At 55.8% G+C, this 20,023-nt stretch carries 17 protein-coding genes and 2 tRNA genes; 17 read left to right on the forward strand and 2 right to left on the reverse strand.

Annotated features, from left to right (window positions below; translation table 11 throughout):
- The 5 genes from IEV00_RS07360 (at window position 1) to IEV00_RS07380 (ending at window position 5,614) form a co-directional block, all read left to right on the forward strand.
- A tRNA-Asn gene (locus tag IEV00_RS07360) sits at window positions 1-73 on the forward strand.
- An 831-nt stretch (window positions 74-904) separates the two neighbouring features.
- Entirely contained in the window at window positions 905-2,086 is a 1,182-nt protein-coding gene (locus IEV00_RS07365) for a phage holin family protein (protein WP_188359707.1), read from the forward strand.
- Window positions 2,087-2,223: 137 nt separating this feature from the next.
- Window positions 2,224-3,432, forward strand: coding sequence for a glycosyltransferase (locus IEV00_RS07370; RefSeq protein ID WP_188359708.1), 1,209 nt, complete (start codon window positions 2,224-2,226; stop codon window positions 3,430-3,432).
- Window positions 3,433-3,532: 100 nt separating this feature from the next.
- A tRNA-Ile gene (locus IEV00_RS07375) sits at window positions 3,533-3,606 on the forward strand.
- 205 nt (window positions 3,607-3,811) lie between these two features.
- A complete protein-coding gene (locus IEV00_RS07380; protein WP_229723131.1) occupies window positions 3,812-5,614 on the forward strand; it encodes a glycoside hydrolase family protein in 1,803 nt (600 codons plus the stop codon).
- On the opposite strand, the gene IEV00_RS07385 is transcribed toward IEV00_RS07380, so the two are convergent.
- A complete protein-coding gene (locus IEV00_RS07385) occupies window positions 5,606-6,190 on the reverse strand; it encodes a M23 family metallopeptidase (RefSeq protein WP_188359709.1) in 585 nt (194 codons plus the stop codon). The genes IEV00_RS07380 and IEV00_RS07385 overlap by 9 nt on opposite strands.
- A 572-nt stretch (window positions 6,191-6,762) precedes the next feature.
- Between IEV00_RS07385 and rpsB the strand changes: the two genes are divergently transcribed.
- From rpsB to dxr, 12 genes are all read left to right on the forward strand, one after another.
- Window positions 6,763-7,563 carry a 30S ribosomal protein S2 gene (gene rpsB / locus IEV00_RS07390; protein WP_188359710.1) on the forward strand — a complete coding sequence of 267 codons (801 nt, stop codon included), beginning with the start codon at window positions 6,763-6,765 and terminating at the stop codon, window positions 7,561-7,563.
- 123 nt (window positions 7,564-7,686) lie between these two features.
- On the forward strand, window positions 7,687-8,517 hold the full coding sequence (gene tsf, locus IEV00_RS07395) for a translation elongation factor Ts (RefSeq protein ID WP_188359711.1): 831 nt from the start codon (window positions 7,687-7,689) through the stop codon (window positions 8,515-8,517).
- Between the two features lie 162 nt (window positions 8,518-8,679).
- Complete coding sequence (gene pyrH, locus IEV00_RS07400) at window positions 8,680-9,423, forward strand: UMP kinase (RefSeq protein WP_188359712.1); 744 nt, start codon at window positions 8,680-8,682, stop codon at window positions 9,421-9,423.
- A 220-nt stretch (window positions 9,424-9,643) separates the two neighbouring features.
- Entirely contained in the window at window positions 9,644-10,201 is a 558-nt protein-coding gene (frr, locus tag IEV00_RS07405) for a ribosome recycling factor (RefSeq protein WP_188359713.1), read from the forward strand.
- A 4-nt stretch (window positions 10,202-10,205) separates the two neighbouring features.
- On the forward strand, window positions 10,206-11,060 hold the full coding sequence (locus IEV00_RS07410; RefSeq protein ID WP_188359714.1) for a phosphatidate cytidylyltransferase: 855 nt from the start codon (window positions 10,206-10,208) through the stop codon (window positions 11,058-11,060).
- An 88-nt stretch (window positions 11,061-11,148) separates the two neighbouring features.
- Window positions 11,149-11,742 (forward strand): DivIVA domain-containing protein, encoded by a 594-nt coding sequence (locus IEV00_RS07415; RefSeq protein ID WP_188359715.1) that lies wholly within the window; start codon window positions 11,149-11,151, stop codon window positions 11,740-11,742.
- Between the two features lie 136 nt (window positions 11,743-11,878).
- Window positions 11,879-12,253: a DUF485 domain-containing protein gene (locus IEV00_RS07420; protein WP_188359716.1), complete on the forward strand. Its 375-nt coding sequence runs from the start codon at window positions 11,879-11,881 to the stop codon at window positions 12,251-12,253.
- A 3-nt stretch (window positions 12,254-12,256) separates the two neighbouring features.
- Window positions 12,257-13,888, forward strand: a complete 1,632-nt coding sequence (locus IEV00_RS07425) for a monocarboxylic acid transporter (protein ID WP_188359717.1) — start codon at window positions 12,257-12,259, stop codon at window positions 13,886-13,888.
- Between the two features lie 229 nt (window positions 13,889-14,117).
- The gene (locus IEV00_RS07430) at window positions 14,118-14,381 is read left to right on the forward strand and encodes a GlsB/YeaQ/YmgE family stress response membrane protein (protein ID WP_188359718.1); all 264 of its coding nucleotides are present in this window, start codon (window positions 14,118-14,120) and stop codon (window positions 14,379-14,381) included.
- A 163-nt stretch (window positions 14,382-14,544) separates the two neighbouring features.
- Window positions 14,545-16,359, forward strand: a complete 1,815-nt coding sequence (locus tag IEV00_RS07435) for an ABC transporter ATP-binding protein (protein ID WP_188359719.1) — start codon at window positions 14,545-14,547, stop codon at window positions 16,357-16,359.
- A 126-nt stretch (window positions 16,360-16,485) separates the two neighbouring features.
- On the forward strand, window positions 16,486-17,502 hold the full coding sequence (locus IEV00_RS07440) for an alpha/beta hydrolase (protein WP_188359720.1): 1,017 nt from the start codon (window positions 16,486-16,488) through the stop codon (window positions 17,500-17,502).
- Between the two features lie 36 nt (window positions 17,503-17,538).
- The gene (gene dxr / locus IEV00_RS07445) at window positions 17,539-18,852 is read left to right on the forward strand and encodes a 1-deoxy-D-xylulose-5-phosphate reductoisomerase (RefSeq protein ID WP_188359721.1); all 1,314 of its coding nucleotides are present in this window, start codon (window positions 17,539-17,541) and stop codon (window positions 18,850-18,852) included.
- Between the two features lie 299 nt (window positions 18,853-19,151).
- Here dxr and pflA read toward each other — a convergent pair whose 3' ends face one another.
- Window positions 19,152-20,021: a pyruvate formate-lyase-activating protein gene (gene pflA / locus IEV00_RS07450; protein WP_188359722.1), complete on the reverse strand. Its 870-nt coding sequence runs from the start codon at window positions 20,019-20,021 to the stop codon at window positions 19,152-19,154.
- Window positions 20,022-20,023: the final 2 nt, after the last annotated feature.

Here is a 20,023-nt window from a genome sequence, read left to right on the forward strand (position 1 = left end):
TCCCCCGTAGCTCAATTGGCAGAGCATTCGACTGTTAATCGAAGGGTTACTGGTTCGAGTCCAGTCGGGGGAGCAAAACACATGGTCGGTTCTTCGGAGCCGGCCATTTTTGTATGCCCAGTAACCCGCTACGCGGATTCACCGGGCTCTGATGTGCTCGCGCGCTCGCACCCGCCCGGCTCATCTGGTTCGAGTCCAGTCGGGGGAGCAAAACAGATGGTCGGTTCTTCGGAGCCGACCATTTTTGTATGCCCAGTAACCCGCTACGCGGACTCAGGGTATAAGCAGAGATGTGTGCCCCACCCCGGGCGTGTCACCCGAGAAAGCGGCAGAAAAGCGCCTCATCTAACATGCTGGGTATCTGCCAGGAATAGGCAAGCGCGCCGAGTCGCCGCTTCCGTTGCATATCGCCGAGTGGCCATTTTTAGACCGTTTTCCTCCAATTTTCGGTATAAAAATGGCCTCTCGGGAAAGCATGGTAGTGGTAAGGTGCAAGTTTCTTCTTGTCGGACTATCTAGGGTACAAGCGTGGTCCCTGAGTACAAGTATTGTCTTGTACTCAGGGACCACGCTTGTACCCTAAGGACTGTGCTTGTACCTGTGGCTCTTCAGCGGGAATCTACGTGTACCGAGAGCTTGTTTCAGCGTAAAATCCAGGAATGCCCTATATCGCAGGTGCTTGAGTTTTGGGTGGGAGAGGGCCAAGGTCAGCTTCTGAGCCTAACCTTCAGAGCCGGCCATTTTTGTATGCCTGGGAACTAGCGCGGGACTTTTTCTCTGCTGGCACCGTCTGAGAAGAGAGTCATAAATATTTTTCCTTTATGGTTGATGTGTAAAACTCCCTGTGAGCGGGGAGCTGATAAGCTAGTACCAAAAGCACACTTACTTTTAGAGAGGTATGGGTATGGCCACAAACGGTAAGCCCGAGGGTGTTGCGGCAGATGCTGTTAACCCTGAGCATGTTGATGTTGACGACGTGCGCGAGACCAACACCGCTGTTGACGAAAAGACTCAGCGACTGAACACTAACACCGCTGGCGCCGGTGCTACCGGTGCGCCTACCCAGGCTCCCGTGGCAAGCGAGCGCGTTGAGAAGGCACAGGGCACTCAGAACCCTGTTGATCCTTTTGCGGCGGAGAAGGCTCAGGATTTGCGCGGTCAGAACGTGCCGGTAGCTGGCATGGCCGGCAACCAGGCTCGTCACGAGTCGGTGCAGACTGAAAGCGTTCGGGCTGAGCGCAGGTCACCTCTGGTTGGCGGTCTGAAGTCCAAGTTCAACGGGCTGAAGGCAAGCGTTGCAAGCACTGCCGACGCCGCTAAGGTGATGGGTCGTCTGACCCCCAAGCAGCTTAAAGACGAAGTTCAGATTGCCAAGCTTGAGATGATTACCAAGGGCAAGGCCCTGGGTAAGGGCGCAGCCGTCGCCGGTGTGGGTCTTTTCTTCGGCTTGATTGCTCTGATTGCTCTGGTGTCAGCTGCAATTCACGGTCTGGGGCAGGTTATGCCTACCTGGCTGGCAGCCCTTCTGCTGGCTCTGGTGTGCCTGATTCTGATGGCAATTCTTGCTTTCGCCGGTTACAAGATGATTATGAAGCAGATGCCGCTCAAGCCCGAGTCAGCTCTCTTCAACGTTCTCTACGACCTGGGTGTGCTCAAGCACGGTTCTGACATGACTTCTTCCCGCGTTAAGCGTGAGCAGGCTGAAAAGGCTCGCGAGAAGGAAGAGAAGAAGGCCGCTAAGGCTGAGGCTGAGAAGCAGAAGGAAGGCCACGAGTCAACTGCTTCAACCGCTAACCAGGAGCAGCTGGAACTGCGCACCAAGCAGCGCCGCGAGCACCTGAAGTCTCTACGCGATGATGTTGATACCTACGGTAACAACGTTAAGGCAGATGCCAAGGGTCTGGTAGACGGTGCCAAGACCAGCGCAGCGAACATTCCTCACACTGCTGCTGACGGTTCCCGTCGTCTGGTGCAGAACGCATCTGATACCGAGACTCTGAAGGCACGTTGGGGTTCATTCGCAACTTTGGCAGCTTCAATTAGCGCTTTCTTCGTATTCTTGGGCAAGCTGATTCGTCGCAAGTAATACGGGATTCTTAATCGGGCTCTTCCTCACAGGAAGGGCCCGATTTTTCATACCTAAGGACGATGTTGCGGGTGACTTCCTCCGCTTGCGGTAGGTCTGTTTGAACGCGCCTGGCTCTACCGGTAGGCTCATGTTCTATGACTGATAAGCCCCTGAAAATTATGATTGGCGCAGATACTTACCCGCCTGATATTAACGGTGCTGCCCAGTTTGGGCAGCGTTTAGCTCATGCGATGCGAGATCGGGGGCACGAGGTTCACGTGGTGGCGGCTAATCCCCGCGAGGCCAAGAACGAGACTTTGGAGGTGGACGGCGTCACCGAGCACCGCCTGGTCTCCCACCATCCGCCCACCCACCCCTATATCCGTATCTGCACGCCCTGGGGTATTTGGAAGAGGGTTGGACAGATTCTTGACCGGGTTAAGCCCGATGTAGTGCATGTGCAGTGCCACTATATTGTGGGGCGGGTTTTGGTCTTGCAGGCACAAAAGCGGGGTATACGCATTGTGGCGACCAACCACTTTATGCCTGAAAACCTTGACCCCTTCCTGCCCTTTCCCCGCTGGTTCAATGACGCTTTTGCCAAGTTCAGCTGGGGCGATATGCGCAGGATTCTTGAGCGGGCACAAGTTGTCACCACCCCCACCCCCATTGCGGCTCAGGCAATGAAAGATTCGGGGCATTTCCGCAGGCCTGTGATACCGGTATCTAACGGTATTGAGGCTTCAGACTATGAGCTGCACGAGGCAGAGGTTATCGAAAAGGATACCTCTCTGATGCGGATTTTCTTTGCCGGTCGCCTGGCGGTTGAGAAGAACATCGATGTTCTCATTGAAGCTCAGTCTAAGCTACCCGCTCGCCTGGACAACGTGATTCTAGAGGTTGCCGGTACCGGAGAAATCCTTGAGAGCCTTCAGCAGAAAGCTCGAGACTGCGGGGTGGAAGACCGGGTAAAGTTCCTGGGCTATGTCTCTGATGAAGAGTTGCGAGCCGGCTATCTACGTTCCAATGTTTTCTGTCAGCCCGGTACTGCCGAGCTTCAGTCTCTGGTAACGCTTGAGGCTATGAGTGCTTCTAAGCCGGTGGTTTTAGCGAACGCTCTGGCCCTGCCCCACCTGGTGAGGGAAGGGGAGAACGGCTACCTGTTCGAGCCTGGAAACTCCGATGACCTGGCTGAAAAGCTGACCCGAATTTTGGATCTTCCCAAGCCTGAACGAAAGGCAATGGGGGCTAAGAGTCATGAGATGGTTTTGGCGCACTCAGCGCAGAAGACCTGGGATACTTTTGAGTCTCTCTACCGGGATAACAGCCTCTACTACGAGTTTGTGGTGGGGCAGTCCACCTAGTTCCATCGGACACACGGAAAGTGCTCTCTGAGGGAATTTAGAGAAATAGCTCGGCTTCCGGTACCCTAGAAGAGTTGTTTGCACGCAGGGCGAGGAACACGGGGGGTTAGCTCAGCTGGTTAGAGCAGGGGACTCATAATCCCTTGGTCACGGGTTCAAGTCCCGTACCCCCTACACAAAACACCCCGTTTGACTAGGTGAACTGTCAGGCGGGGTTCTTTGCTATTAGGCTACAAGGCCGAAAATCTTGTACCTGCTCATCGGCTGCCTTCGCCGTCTCTCATGGACTCATTTCTCTGTTTGCACTTGTCAAAAGTGCTTTCATCTCTAGTATGTGACTAATCACACAGTAAATGTCCCCGTGATGATGGGAAGTACAATGAAGACACATGGCACCCTCCGGTGCAGAATTCTTACGCTGTCAATGGCGGCGGTTTTAGTCGTGGGAGGGTGCTCGTCCTCCGGCTCGGGGAACGCCCAGGAATCATCTCCCGCACCCCAAGCAACTACAGCCCAAGGAGCTCCCATTAGCCTGACTTCTGATGAACATGCCCAGCGTTCGCACCTGAGCACCGCCCACGGCTGGTCAAACGATGTTCAGACCATCGTGAAAAACCAAGATGCCGAGGGTAATACCTACTATGACGTGTATTTTCTGCACTCGGCTGACGGTGCTACCAACCCCTTTGGCGAGGCTGGGCAAGACTGGGTTCACACCACCACCAGCGATTTTGTGCATTATTCAGAGCAGAATTCTGCCATTGCCGCCCAGGGCGGCCATAAGACCGAGGGCTGGAAATCTGCCTGGACTGGTTCTGTGATTACCAGTGACGGTTCGATTGCCGGCACTGAACCCGGTCAGAAGGTCGCCTTCTTCACGGGGCTCAAGAAAACTGACGAGAGCCAAAATACCTATGCCGCAGCCTCCACGGACAACGGTAAAACCTTTACCCAGGTGCTTAACGAGGGCAGGCCCGTTATTGAAGCGGATCAGTCGGAAAACGGCGAAGACTTCAGAGACCCCAATGTTTTCTACTTCGAGGGCAAGTTGCTCATGTACGTGGCTGAGGGGTCTGTTCTAGGCGTCTATCAGTCATCCGATGGAGTGAACTGGTCTAAGGCAGATGAGACCGCCGAGTCAAAGGTGATGCCCCAATCCTTTTACTCGGGTAGAGACTGGAACGAGTCTAACCAACCAGTGGAGTGCCCCGTGGTAGAGACCCTGCGAACGGCGGACGGACGCGAGAAGCAGGTACTTTTCTTTGGCGCTAAGGACGACGCTGAGGGAGAGACCACGGGCACCTACTACACCGTGGGTCACCTGGACGAGAACGGCCTCTTTGTTCAAGAGACCGAAGTACAGAGGCTTGACCAGGGCTCGGACTACTACGGTTCTAACACCACGGGAACCGACGACATCTCGGAGTCCAACGATTCAATTATTGGTCTGGGCTGGGTAGGAAACTGGAACTACTTCACCCAGGGAGTGCATAGCGACCAGGAGGCTCAGTCTGACTATGCTCAGCGGCTGGGCTCCTACTCTTCTGCCCGAACCCTCACCCTGAACAATGATTTATCCGTGAGCTCTGAACTGGTGAATAACTTTGGTTTGGAGAACCAGCGGTCTTACTCCGCTACCGCTGACGCTCCGGCGACCCTCAGCGCTGAAAAACAGAGCGCAGGTAGCGATACCAACGGCGATATCTACCTCCTCTATGACTTGCCGCACCAGGTAGACCACCAGTACGCTAAGATTAATTTCTCCAAAGAGGGTGGTGACTACGACAAGCGTATTTATATCGACATTTGGCAGGGGTCTGACTACGTGCGCCTCAACCTGGATCCCACCAATGGCTGGTACAACGTCAAAAGCTACAGCGCAGAGCTGAAGAACGGTAAAGAGGGGGATAAAGCGTCGTCCTACTATTACGACGGCAAACTCGGTGAGGGTCGGGGCTACTCTGCCCAGACCGGAATGGAGAAGACCGATGAGTTCACCATTGAAGTGGTCACCGACCGTAGCTCTGTGGAGTTTTTCTTGCCCAACGGTCAGGTTTACACGGTCTCCCGCTTCAACACCTCGGGTCAACAGGACCTCAAGGTGCTGACCGAAGACGGCTCGAATATCTCCGCTGAGATTGAAATTTCCGATACCGCTGTCACCGGTACAAATCTAGGCTGAGAAGTCAGCACCAATCGGTAGGAGTACACTGGGATTCTCTAGACCGAGAAAGATCAGGGGATTGAGGTAGTCATCGGACTCGTCGCGTACGCCCCAGTGAATGCAGCTCTGCGGGCAGTGTTCTATAGCAGGGTCGAGATGGGCAATAACCTGACCCGCCTCGACCCTGCTTCCGACTGGCAGGGGATTGACCACCGGTTCAAAGCTGGATTTGCGCCCGTCTGTGTGCTCAAGGGTAATTACCGTTCGATCTACCACCTTGCCCGAGAAGCTCACCACACCGTCTGCGGGAGCTCTAATCTCATCTGTGGTCATGGAAAGATCGACGCCGCGGTGGCCGGCCTGCCACTTATGGGCGGGTTTGTCGAACTTGCGCAAAACCTCTACCTGTCCACCGGCGGGATTATCCCAGCGGGGTAGGGGAGCTGCTTGAGCTAGATCAGGTAGGGCCGTGGCGAGCCCGACCACAAGCAGAGTCAGCCACAGGGCAGGCAAAAAGTAGAGTGGACGCCGCGGCTTCAGCTTCTGCGGGAGCAGAGGCCAAAAGTTTCTCAAAGTACACGCTGTAATCTTCACCTCTTAACCTGCCTTTCATCTGGGTGAGATGAAGTAGTTCTATGGCAAAGCGAAGCAGAAAACAGCCGCGGGTGGGGCCTCTCGGTCAAATCTGTGGATAAAACCCCGAAAAAAATGGGTTATCCACAAAAAATTTGTATCTACTCTCTCACAGTCGGCGTCAAAGTGAGTCGCTGTGGAAAACTCGAGGGGCAAAGACCCCGCCACCAGCCCTGCCCAAACCAGTAGCTATGCGGTATAGTTGATGATTGCAGTTTGCCCTGCGCGGGATACTCCTGTGCCCGGGCAAGATTTTTCGACTACATACGAAAAATCTCGGCACCGCTCTAAGCGGGCTGATCTGACAACGCGTAATGCAAAGCCTCCACGAAAAGATGGGGGGCGAAGGGACTTTCGGTCCGGCAACAGCCGGTGAAGGCCCGAGACCAACCGCCAGCGCGGGGCCATCTGAGCATTACCAGGGGAGTAGTACCGCCCGGTACAAAAACTCCACATGTAAACCGATAACTACTATGCGCGTGTACGGCTAGCCTGGAATCAGGGGTCGGCACGGCAACCAAAAAGGAGACGACATGCCCGTCGTAACTATGCGTCAGCTTCTTGATTCCGGTGTTCACTTCGGTCACCAGACCCGCCGCTGGAACCCCAAGATGAAGCGCTTCATTTTCACCGAGCGCAACGGCATCTACATCATCGACCTGCAGCAGTCCCTGGCCTTCATCGACCAGGCATACGAGGCTGTAAAGTCAACCGTTGCTCACGGCGGCACCATCCTGTTCGTAGGCACCAAGAAGCAGGCTCAGGAAGCAATTGCTGAGCAGGCAACCCGCGTGAACATGCCCTACGTTAACCACCGCTGGCTCGGTGGTATGCTCACCAACTTCGAGACCGTTTCCAAGCGTATTGAGCGCATGAAGGAACTCGAGCAGATCGACTTTGACGACGTTGCAGGTTCACAGTTTACCAAGAAGGAACTGCTGCTTCTGCGTCGCGAGCACGAGAAGCTGGAGAAGACCCTGGGCGGTATCCGCAACCTGACCAAGGCTCCCTCCCTGATCTGGATTGTTGACACCAAGAAGGAGCACCTGGCTGTTGACGAGGCACAGAAGCTCAACATCCCCGTTGTAGCAATCCTCGACACCAACTGCGATCCCGATGAGGTTTCCTTCCCCATCCCCGGCAACGACGACGCTATCCGCTCCGTCAACCTGCTGACCCGCGTTATCGCAGACGCAGCTGCTGAGGGCCTGCTCGAGCGCAACAACAAGAAGTCAGGCAAGGGCAACTCCACCGAAGAGCCCATGGCTGAGTGGGAGCGCGAGCTCCTCGAGCAGCACGAAGCTGCACAGGCTGAAGAAGCAAAGGCTGAGTAAGACCTTTGAATAAGCCGGACGGCGCTCGCCCGCTTGCGTGGGCGCCGTCCGCTTTTCGTAGCCGCGGCTCAGGCAGCCGCGAGCACCCCAATCTTTGACCAAAAATCAATCAAGGAGTTCACTATGGCGAACTACACCGCAGCAGACATCAAGGCCCTGCGCGAGAAGACCGGCGCAGGTATGCTCGACGTCAAGAAGGCTCTTGACGAGGCAAACGGCGACCAGCAGAAGGCACAGGAAATCATTCGCGTGAAGGGCCTCAAGGGCATCACCAAGCGCGAAGGCCGTGCAACCGCTGAGGGCCTGGTAGCAGCAACCGTTGAGAACGGTGTTGGCTACATGGTTGAGGTTAACTCCGAGACCGACTTCGTTGCTAAGTCAGACCCCTTCATCGAATTCGGTAACAACGTTCTGGCAGCAGCAGTTGCTTCTAACGCTACGACCGTTGAAGAACTGAACGCAGCATCCTACAACGGCAAGACCGTCGAGGAAATGACCACCGACGCCGGTGCTCTGCTGGGCGAAAAGATCGTTGTTCGCCGCATTGCTCGCGTTGAGGGCGAGAACGTTGCTAAGTACATGCACAAGACCTCCAAGGATCTGCCCGCTCAGGTTGGCGTTCTGCTGGCTGTCAAGGGTGCTAACACCGATGAGGTTGCTCACGACGTAGCGGTTCACATTGCTGCTATGAGCCCCAAGTACCTGAACTCTGACTCAATCCCCGCTGAGGACGTTGAGGCTGAGAAGCGCGTTGCAGAAGAAACCGCAGCTTCCGAGGGCAAGCCCGAGCAGATCATCCCCAAGATCGTTGAGGGTAAGCTCAAGGCTTTCTACAAGGAGAACACCCTGCTGGACCAGGACTTCGCAAAGGATTCCTCTAAGTCCGTTGCTAAGGTTCTCGAGGAAAACGGCGCTGAAGCAACCGCTTTCGTACGTTTCCGCGTAGGCAACTAAGTTCTTTCCCGGTTCGGTGTGGGCTCATGTGATGCAACACCGAATCGATAAAGAGTAAGGGGAGTGCCCAACAGGGTGCTCCCCTTTGTCGTATGCTGTTAGACGAGGTACATTCGTGTGCCAAAAATTTTTATCTAAAACTCTTTGGGGAGGTCTTCCGAAATGGCAGATGTAGCATCAAACCCGATCCACCACGATGACACCGGACGCCGCCGCGTTCTGTTGAAGCTCTCGGGTGAGGTTTTCGGCGGAGGCCGTGTTGGTATTGATACCGAGGTAATCCGCGGCATCGCAGAACAGATTGCTGCCACCGTTGGTCAGGTTGAGACCTCTATTGTGATTGGCGGAGGTAACTTCTTCCGCGGAGCAGAACTGTCGCAGGCAGGCATGGACCGCTCTCGCGCTGACTACATGGGTATGCTCGGCACCGTGATGAATTCCCTGGCCCTGCAGGATTTCCTGGAACAGGCAGGAATTGATACCCGCGTACAGTCAGCCATCACCATGCCCCAGGTAGCTGAAACCTACATTCCCCGTCGGGCAATCCGCCATATGCAAAAAGACCGCGTGGTCATCTTCGGCGCCGGTGCCGGCCTGCCCTACTTCTCCACCGACACCGTAGCTGCCCAGCGTGCCCTAGAAATCCACGCCGACGAAGTGCTGGTAGCCAAGAACGGTGTTGATGGAATCTACACTTCAGACCCCAACAAAGACCCTAACGCCGAACGCCTCTACAACCTCACCTACGACGAAGCGATGAAGCGCAACATCCGCGTGATGGACCAAACCGCTTTCTCCCTCTGCCGCGACAACAACGTTGCCATGCGAGTCTTCGGTATGCAGGGGGAGGGGAACGTGACCAAGGCGCTTCTCGGCGAAGAAATGGGTACTCTGGTTACCAAGTAAGAGCCTCGGAGCATTCCGCAGAATTGTTCTTTCCTCGCGCGCTCGGAAAATTCTGCTCCATCCCGGCGAAGAAATGGGCACCCTGGTTACCAAGTAATTCAATCATGTCTAATGTCCGTGCAGTGCGCCTGTGCGGGCATTAGTCATATAAATCTACTAGACTGGTTAAAGCTGTAAACCCGGCACCAGCGTGCCGAACCAAACCAAAGGAGATCCCACGGTGATCGAAGAAACTCTTGCTGATGCAGGCGAAAAGATGGAAAAGTCCATTGTGGCGCTGCAGAACGACTTTGCTAACGTGCGCACCGGCCGCGCCAACCCCTCCCTCTTCTCTTCGATCAACGTCGAGTACTACGGAACTCCCACCCCGCTGCAGCAGCTGGCTTCTTTCCAGACTCCTGAGGCTCGCACCATTCTGATTACCCCCTACGACAAGTCAGCTCTCAAAGACATCGAAGATGCCCTGCGCAACTCCGATCTCGGCGCTAACCCCGCCAACGACGGCAACGTCATCCGCGTGGTCATGCCCGAAATGACCGAGGAACGTCGCAAGGAATACATCAAGATGGTCAGCCACAAGGCAGAGGACGCCCGCGTGGCCGTGCGCAACGTCCGCCGTCACGCGAAGACCGCCATCGACAAGTTCGTCAAGGACGGCGAAATCGGCGAGGACGAGGGCGCTCGCGGCGAAAAGGACCTCGACGCTCTGACCAAGAAGCATGTAGAGCGGGTGGACGACCTGCTCAAGCGCAAGGAAAACGAGCTGCTCGAGGTCTAAACCTATGAGCTCTGAACCTTCACAGGCATCTGCGCCTGCACAGAAACAGTCGAAGGCAGGGCGAAATTTACCGGCAGCTATTGGCGTTGGGGTGGTTCTCGGCGCGGTGGTAGTGATTGGACTTTTCTTTCAGCCCTGGGTTCTGGTAGTCACCGCGGCTTTCGCGGCGGCACTGGGCAACTGGGAGGTTGTGAGCAGTCTCAACCAGAAGAGGGGCATGGGAATTCCCATTTACCCCGCTGTGGCAACCGCCTTCGCTATGCCTTTCTTTGCCTATATCGGTGGGGGGCAGTGGCTGATCTTTGCTGTGGTAGCCTCGATTTTGGTGCTGATTGGCTGGCGCCTTTTCGGGACTAAAGACGGCATGATCATGTCGGTGATGGGCTCGGTCTTTGCCATGGGCTGGGTGCCCTTCATGCTGGCGCTGGCCATGTTGCTCTTCCGTAGCGAGAACGGCACGGCGGCAATTTTCCTCTGTATTATCATGGCCATCGGTAACGACACCTGGGGCTATGTTGCCGGGGTGCTCTGGGGTAAACACCCGATGGCGCCCAGAATTTCTCCCAAGAAAACCTGGGAGGGCTTCGCAGGCTCTATGGTGGGCTCCATTATTGTTGCGGTGGTTTCCTGCATTCTGCTGGGCATGCCCTGGTGGTTTGGTGTGATTTTGGCGGTTACTCTGGTGGTTACGGCAACCACCGGTGATCTGGCCGAGTCAATGGTGAAGCGGGAGATCGGTATCAAAGATATGTCCCACATTCTGCCGGGCCACGGCGGCGTGATGGATCGCTTGGATTCGATTGTTTTCTGCCTGGCTATAGGCTCCGTGATCTTCACGATTTTTGCTCCGGTGCTCTAGGAGTCCCAGCATTTTTTGATACGGTTTTGTCACAATGGGGGTGCGGTGGTTTTCACCGTGCCCCCTGTGTAGTTAGAGGATTGAGACGATGAAGCATCGCGGTGCGCGCACGATGAGCGAATTCAATACCGTAGGCGAGAAGCAACTGGGCTATAGCTGTGCCGAGGTCGATGATTTTTTTGCCGCTTTGGCCGATGATTTTGAGCTTCTGCGCAGCGGAGGAAGCCGTCAGGACGTCGCTACCTCGACTTTGATTCGCCAGCGCAGCTTTTCAGGCCAGGCAGGCGGTTACGTTCCGCAGGAGGTTGACGCCGCCCTCGACCGGGTTGAGGATCGTTTTGTGGTCTTTGAGAAAGAACGGGTGATTGCCCGTGAGGAGATCTCTGCCTGGAATGCTCGGCTGGAATCTGATGCGGAGCTGATTATGGGGCGGCTGAACAGGCCGGAGAGGCAGCGCTTCCGCCGTCCGTCAGAAAAACTGACCCGGGGTTATTTTGTGGGAGACGTCGATGCCCTGTGCGAGAGTTTGAAGGCTCATTTTCTCAGCGATGAAGAACTTTCACCGGCAATGATCCGGGAGGCAGTATTTTCTTCGGCAACCGGAGAGATCAGCTATGAGGAAACCCAGGTTGATGCTTTTCTTGACCGCTGTGTTTCTCTGATCTTGGCAATCAAGGCCTAGGCTAACAAACAGGAGGCACCCGCTGAGACGGGTGCCTCTTCTTTTTAAGCAGACACAGCAAATGTGAGCCAGAATATATTTGTATGTGTTACATCTCATAGTGTACTTTAGACTTCAACTCAACAAGGAGGTTGTGATGAGTGAAGCATCTGTACGCTCTGATGATCCGGTGAACCCCACCGATAACATCGACTTCACCCGTGCCCAGGTCAGCCCAGCTTTTGCTGACTTGCGAAAGAAGCACCGGAGCTTCGTTTTCCCCCTGGCTGCGGCTTTTCTCATTTGGTATTTGCTCTATGTGGTTTTGGCTATTTATGCCCCGGGCTTTATGGCAACACCGGTGGTAGGAAACGTCAATATCGGCATAATTCTCGGTCTTTTGCAGTTTGCCACCACCTTTGCTATTACCGGCTGGTATGTGGCTTTTGCCAATAAAACTCTTGACCCCCGCGCCGCTGCCCTGCGCGACGAGATGGAATCTGGCGTCTACGCCGCAGAACGGAAAGGATAGGCTATGTACCTCGCTGATACTTCCTCGGTAGTTCTGGCGGCAGAATCCACCGGCGAGACCGTGGGAACGCCCTGGATTAACATGACGATTTTTGGTGCCTTTGTGCTGGTGACCATGATTGTTGTGCTCCGCGCCAGTAAAAATAACAAGACCGCGGCAGACTACTATGCAGGTGGCCGTTCCTTCAGTGGAACCCAGAACGGCCTGGCGATCGCCGGTGACTACCTCTCGGCGGCGTCATTCCTGGGTATTGTGGGCGCTATCGCTGTTCAGGGCTACGACGGATTCCTCTACTCCATCGGATTCCTGGTGGCCTGGCTAGTGGCCCTGCTTCTGGTGGCAGAGCCGCTGCGCAACACGGGTAAGTTCACCATGGCGGATGTGCTTTCCTTCCGTCTGAGGCAGCGCCCGGTGCGTATTGCCGCCTGTATTTCTACCCTGGCTGTGACCCTCTTCTACCTGCTGGCCCAGATGGCGGGTGCGGGTGCTCTGGTGTCTTTGCTCATGGGTATTTCGTCGAAGGCTGGTCAGTCGCTGGTGATTATCGTGGTGGGCGTGCTGATGATTCTCTACGTGTTGGTAGGTGGTATGAAGGGCACCACCTGGGTACAGATTATTAAAGCCTGCTTGCTGATTGCTGGTGTGGCTGTGATGACGGTCTGGATTTTGGGTCTTTACGGCTTCAACCTCTCATCCCTGCTGGGTAGCGCTGTTGAATCCACCGGTAACTCAAAAATTCTTGAGCCCGGCCTCAAGTACGGCGCCTCGGAAATCACTAAGATTGACTTCATCTCGCTGGGCCTGGCCCTGGTCTTCGGTGCGGCGGGCCTGCCCCACGTGCTGATGCGCTTCTATACCGTGCCCACCGCTAAAGAGGCCCGTAAATCGGTGGTCTGGGCGATTGTTCTGATCGGTCTCTTCTACCTCTTTACCCTGGTGCTTGGCTACGGTGCCGCTGCCCTGGTGGGGGTTGAGGCTATTGGCAATGCGCCCGGCGGTGTCAATTCGGCAGCGCCCCTGCTTGCCTTTGAGCTGGGCGGCTCTGTGTTGATGGGTATTATCGCAGCGGTAGCTTTTGCAACTATTCTTGCGGTGGTGGCTGGTCTTGCAATTACCGCCTCAGCCTCTTTCGCCCATGATATTTACACCAATGTGATCTGCAAGGGTAAGGCTGACCCCCGCAAGGAGATTCGGGTGGCTAAGACTACCGTGGTGGTTATTGGTCTGCTGGCTATCGCCGGTGGTATTGGTGCCCAGGGCCAGAACGTTGCCTTCCTGGTGGCTCTTGCTTTCGCGGTGGCTGCCTCTGCTAACCTGCCCACCATCATCTACTCGCTCTTCTGGAAGGGCTTCAAAACCCGCGGTGCTGTGTGGTCGATGTATGGCGGTATGGGAATCTCAATTCTTCTCATTATCTTCTCACCGGTGATGTCGGGTTCCGAGACCTCGATGATTCCCGGTGCTGATTTCGCTCTCTTCCCCCTAAGCAACCCCGGTATTATCTCCATTCCGGCGGCCTTCCTGCTGGGTTGGCTCGGCTCCTTGGGCGGCCAGCGTGAAGATGAAATCAAGCAGGCCGAGATGGAGGTCCGCTCGCTGACCGGTATTGGTGCTGAGGGGGCGATTGACCACTAGCGACATGCCCGCAAGGGAAACTTTTTGAAGAAAGTTTTAAAAAATTGAAAATCCCCGAAAACCCGTGTTTCCGGGGATTTTCTCTGCTTTTTCGGAGCAACTGCCCACCAAAATGGGGTATGTGAGTCAAACCATGAAGCATACTGATTAAAAAGTATGTAGACTGATTAATGGTTGAAGCGGAAGATATAGGCGAGCGAATCGCCTCTAACCCGAAAAGGAAAAAATAATGGGAATTATTGGTTGGATCGTACTCGGCCTTATCGCGGGCGCACTGGCAAAGCTCATCATGCCCGGTAAGCAGGGCGGTGGCATCATCGTCACCATGCTTCTGGGTGTTGTAGGCGCATTCATCGGTGGTTGGCTGGGCGGCCTGCTCGGCATCACCGGCGGTACCGATGCATTTAGCTTCAACATCGGTACCCTGGTTACCGCAGTTGTTGGCGCACTGATTGTTCTGTTCGTCTACGGACTGGTGACCAAGCGCCGCTAAGCGATGAGCTGGCCTGCTCCATGAGATAAATCATGGGCAAAGATCTCCCCACCACTGAAGAAGTGGTGGGGAGATTTTTTGTGCCGGAGTAGACTGAAAATAACGTGTCTAGACCGGCTTCCCCTGGTGATCTCCAGGGGTGCCCCCTATCCCAAAGGGGAATATGAAAAGCGTTCTGCGAATCCTCCAAGCCACCCGAGAGCTCAACCGCTACTACCTCGGAATCATTGTGTGTGCGGTGCTCACCTCAGCTACCGCCCTGCTGTCTCCCTTTATTATTAAAGGCGCTACCGACACGGTCGTAGCCTATCTGGGTGGCGACCAAAGCCGCGGCGTCGACGTCATTATCTGGTTTGCCGTGGCCTACCTGGCGGCGCAGCTTTTCAACACCCTCTTCAGTAACATCGGCGGCTACCTGGGCGACGTCATGAGCCAGAAGATGCGCACCATGCTCTCGGTTCGCTATTTCGAGAAGCTGCTCGTCCTGCCGCTTTCATACTTTGACGAAGAACTGACCGGCACCATCATTTCCCGCTTGAACCGAACCATTATGGAAATTACCCGGTTCATTCAGATGTTCTCCAACACCTTTGCTTCGCTGCTGATTACCACGGTTTCGGTGCTGGTGATTTCGGGTATCTACTACTGGCCGCTGGCGGTTCTGCTGATTATCATCTTCCCCGTGTATTTCTGGCTGACCAGCCGCACCAGCGTCAAGTGGCAGGTCTGGGAGGGTGAGAAAAACAAGGATATTGACGTCGCTTCGGGCCGCTTCAACGAGGTGATCGGCCAGATTCGCGTGGTGAAGTCCTTTGGCCAGGAGCGTCGGGAGCTGGGACTCTTCCGCAAGCTCTTCTTCCGCACGGTGGGCACCACCGCCCAGCAGTCGCGCTACTGGCACAAGATGGACATCTACCGTCTGGCCTTTCTCAACATCGTTTTCTTTATTCTCTACCTCATCATTTTTGTGCGCACCATGAACGGTGACTTCAGCATCGGCGATATGGTGCTGCTGATTCAGCTGATGGGCATGGCGGTTCAGCCCATTACCTCTTTGAGCTGGGTGGTCGATGCATCTCAGCGTGCTATCGCCGGTTCTAAAGACTACTTTGAGGTTATGGAACGACCGGTGGACGCCCGCGCCCTTGAGCTGACCCGCGGTGAAGAATCTGCGCAGAAGCCCAGGGAGATTAGGGCGGAAGTGGGTGAAGAACTCATCCGCTTCAACAACGTCACCTTCGGCTATGAGGGGGAGGACGACGTGCTCCACGGCATTGACCTCTCCATCAAACGCGGCGAAAAAATTGCTTTCGTGGGCGAATCTGGCGGCGGAAAATCAACCCTGATGGCCCTGCTGGAGGGACTCTACGACCCGCGCAGCGGCTCGGTCACCGTAGACGGTATGGATATTGTGGACGGCGATTTGGAGCAGCTGCGCTCGCAGATTGGCATGGTCTTCCAGGATGCTTCGCTGTTCTCCGGCACCATCGCTGAAAATATCTCCTACGCCCGACCCAACGCCAGCGAGAAAGAGATCCGGGAGGCGGCAATCAAAGCGAACGCCGATAAGTTTATTCGGGGCTTCAAAGACGGCTATCAGTCGATTATCGGCGAGCGCGGTCTGAAACTCTCCGGCGGCCAGAAGCAGCGGGTTTCGGTGGCCCGGGCAATCCTCAAGGATGCTCCCATTCTTATTCTGGACGAAGCGACCTCTGCCCTGGACACCAAGGCTGAGCGGGCAGTACAGAAGGGACTGGACGAGCTAATGGAGGGGCGGACCTCGCTGATTATCGCCCACCGGCTCTCCACGATTTCTGCGGTAGACCGCATTGTGACTCTCAGGGACGGTCGGATTGATGAGGTGGGTACTCCCGCCGAGTTGGCTGTCTCGGGTGGTATCTATGCGGAGCTGCTGGGCCTGCAGTCGGGGTCCAAGGCCGATAAGAAGCGCCTGAAGAATTTTGACATCGTGGGCTAGCCGCCAGCGCTGGGGGAGCCGGTAGTTATCTACCGGCTCCCTTTTTCGTTTTTTCAAGCGTCCTATCAGGAATCATAGATAAGATATTTTTATTGCAGAAACTGCACTAATTTATGAGAGGAAATTATGAAGAAATTATTGGGCACCGTTGCACTTGCTAGCTCAGTAGCCTATGTCCTGAAACGCCACACTTACGTCACCAACCACGTAGCCTACGATCTGCGAAACATTTATTCCTATCTTCCCCTAGCAATTCCCAGCCCTAGGATTATGGGGATGATTCCTGCTTCTCAGGCTACTGTTATACCCGAGCGACAGTTGGTGACCGGAACGACTAAACGTAGCATTGTCGGTAATTCCCCCGACGCTGACAAACAGCCCTTTGAAGCAATTCTTATTGAGCCTGAGCACCGCAGCGACCTTGACGGCGCTGTACTCTGGATTCACGGTGGAGGCCACGTTGTTGGAACTGCCGGGATAGATGTGGATAGGGCAAGTTATCTGGCTTTTCAACTGGGAATACCTGTGCTGTCTGTTGACTATCATCAGTCCAACGCAGGCGGTCAGTTTCCGGGTGACCATAATGAATGCTACGCGGCTCTACGCTGGTTACAGTCTCGTGCAGATGAGATGAACTTCAATCCCCAGAAGATTGCGGTGAGCGGTAGCAGTGCTGGTAGAGGCCTAGCCGCCGGGATTGTTCAGCGCGCCGCCGATGAAGGCAACGATGTTGCTTTCCAGGCCCTTGTATACCCCATGCTGGATCACGAGACGACCTACCGCAGCCGCGAAAATGATAAGGGCCGCGGTAAAATCACCTGGACCCACAATGCCAATGTTGGAGCTTGGGAAACTTACTTGCGAGATGTCGACCGAGATAATTTACCTGCCTACGCTTCTCCTGCCCAGTATGAACCGGTAGAAAAACTACCGGCAACCTGGATTGGGGTGGGAGATATTGACCTGTTCTTTGAAGAAGATAAGGCTTACGCTGAACGTCTTAGTGCAGCCGGTGTAGAGACTGAATTCTACATCGCAGACGGTATGTACCACGGTGCCGATGCTTTGGCCCCCGAGTCTCCCACAGCACAGAAGATGGTTGATTCGCTGATTGCCGCAATTCGGAGAGGTTTGAGTTCCTAGATGGGAACGGGCATCGCTCGCCGGTAGACTGGAAGCATGAAATTTGGTGCTTCAATTTTCCGAGATTCCTCCCGTGACCGTCTGACTGCCGAGCTCACAGAGTTCCTGAAAGGCTCCCGTACCGTTACACTGCTGGGCTCCACCGGCTCTATCGGAACCCAGGGTTTGCAGGTGATTGAGCACCTCAACTCTTTGGCGGGGGTGCCCTCCCACTCAGAGAGCGCCCCTCTGCGCGTGCTGGCTCTGTCTGCCGGCGCCCGCTCCCTGCAGCTGTTGGCAGAGCAGACGGTGAAGTTTCGGCCCGAGCTGGTAGCGACATCGGGCAGCAAGGACGACGCCGCCCGGCTAGCCGAGCTCATTGCGGATTCCGCTCGCTCTGCCGGGCTGACCGGCTACTCACCGCGAATTACCCACGGCGAGACTGCCTCGACCGAAGCGGCGCAGGCCGGCGCCGACGTCGTCCTTAACGGCATTACCGGTTCTATTGGCCTGCAGCCGACCCTGGCGGCGCTTCAGACGGGCTCCCAGGTGGCGTTGGCCAACAAGGAATCGCTCATTGCAGGCGGTGCGCTGGTGAGGGCTGCTGTAGACGCTTCACCGCTGGAGCAGCCCATGGTTCCCGTGGACTCTGAGCATTCAGCGCTGGCGCAGGCTCTGGCCTCAGGCCACGACTCCGAGGTAGATCGGCTGATTCTCACCGCCTCGGGTGGACCCTTCCGCGGCATGACCCGCGAGCAGCTGCACGAGGTGACTCCCGCTCAGGCGCTGGCCCACCCCACCTGGGATATGGGGCTGGTGGTAACCACCAATTCGGCGTCCATGGTGAACAAGGCGCTTGAGGTGTTAGAAGCCCACCACCTTTTTGGTGTAGACCTTGACCGTATCGATGTGACCGTGCACCGTCAGTCAATCGTTCACTCGATGGTGCAGTTCGTCGATGGCTCGACTATTGCGCAGGCATCACCGCCGACCATGTTGCTGCCGATTGCGCTGGGACTGACCTGGCCCCACCGAATTTCGGGAGTGGCGGCTCCCTGCGACTGGACTACCGCCAGCGAATGGACCTTCGAACCGCTGGACTCTGAGGCCTTTCCCGCCGTAGAAATGATTAAGGTAGCTGGCAAGCGGGGTGGGACCTTTCCGGCAGTCTTCAACGCAGCCAACGAAGAGACGGTGGCGGCCTTTCACGCGGGAAAAATCCGCTTCACCGAGATTATTGACGCGGTTGAGAGAACCCTGCAGGAACACGAAAACTCGAGCGCCAAAACTGAAGAGAAGGATCTAACACTAGAGGCTGTGCTTGAGGCAGAGCGCTGGGCGAGGGTGCGGACGAATGAGCTGCTGAAATAAGTTGGAATGGGTTTGGGCGGGGTGGTTCTGCCCGGCGACGCCCTTAAACGCACGCTTCGCGATTCCGCTCACTTTTGAGTGCTCGCAAGCTCGCACCCGTATCGCTTCATCCCGATGCCAGTTGGCTGGGTCTGGCTTTGTTCCGCCTGTGCAAGGGTAAGCGACCTCGCGGACCAGACCGTGAGGGTGCCTCTGCCCCGGCGACTGGCTCGGGGCTGGCGTTAAGGGTGTCGCCGGGGCAGAGGCACCCGCACACACCACCGCTCGTGGCATTTTATGCTGGGCTCCGCAGGAGGTATTTAGTAAACAGTGAGGCCGCGGGCTCGGAACTGGTCGCGGATCCGCTCGACCTCTTGCTTGCTGGGCGGGTGTACGTCCTTGAGCTTGTAGTCCAGACCCAGGGTTTCCCACTTGTCGGTTCCCATCTGGTGGAAGGGGAGCACCTCCACGCGGGTCACCGAGTTGGGCCAGCGGCAGACAATATCCGCCACGTTCTCCACGTTTTCGTAGGAGTCTGTGTAGCCGGGAACCGCCACAAAGCGAATCCAGACCTCTTTGCCAAGCTCGTTGAGCCGGTCGCCAAAGTCAATGGTGGGCTGTAGCGCGCGGCCGGTGAGATTATGGTAGGTTTCTTCGTCGCCGGATTTTACGTCGAGCAGAACCAGGTCAACGGATTCCAGAAAATCATCGCTGGCGTGAGCGCCCAGGAAGCCCGAGGTGTCAATGCAGGTGTGGATTCCCATGGACTTTGCGCTCATCAGAATGTTCCAGGCGAAGGCGCGCTGCATGAGCACCTCTCCGCCGGAGATAGTGATGCCGCCGCCAGTGGACTTGAAGACCTTGCGGTAGCGCTTGATACGTTTGATAAGATCTTCAGCCTCGATGGGCTGGCCGTCTTTCATGTTGAACGTATCGGGGTTGTGGCAGTAGAGGCAGCGGAGAGGGCAGCCGTTCATGAAAATGGTCATGCGGGTGCCGGGACCGTCTACCGCAGTAACGAGCTCCCAGGAGTGGACAGAACCGAGTTTACCCTCGCGCATACGGGTGAGCTGCTCACTGCGTTCCAGGTCGGTCATTTCGCCCAGGCCCCAGGTGCCCGCACCGATATGGCGAGACGCCGGGGGAGCAAAATCCTGCTCCCCAGGCGTTTCTACCAGATGTGTAGTCATTT

Source organism: Rothia aerolata (assembly GCF_014635585.1).
Taxonomy (GTDB): Bacteria; Actinomycetota; Actinomycetes; order Actinomycetales; family Micrococcaceae; genus Rothia; species Rothia aerolata.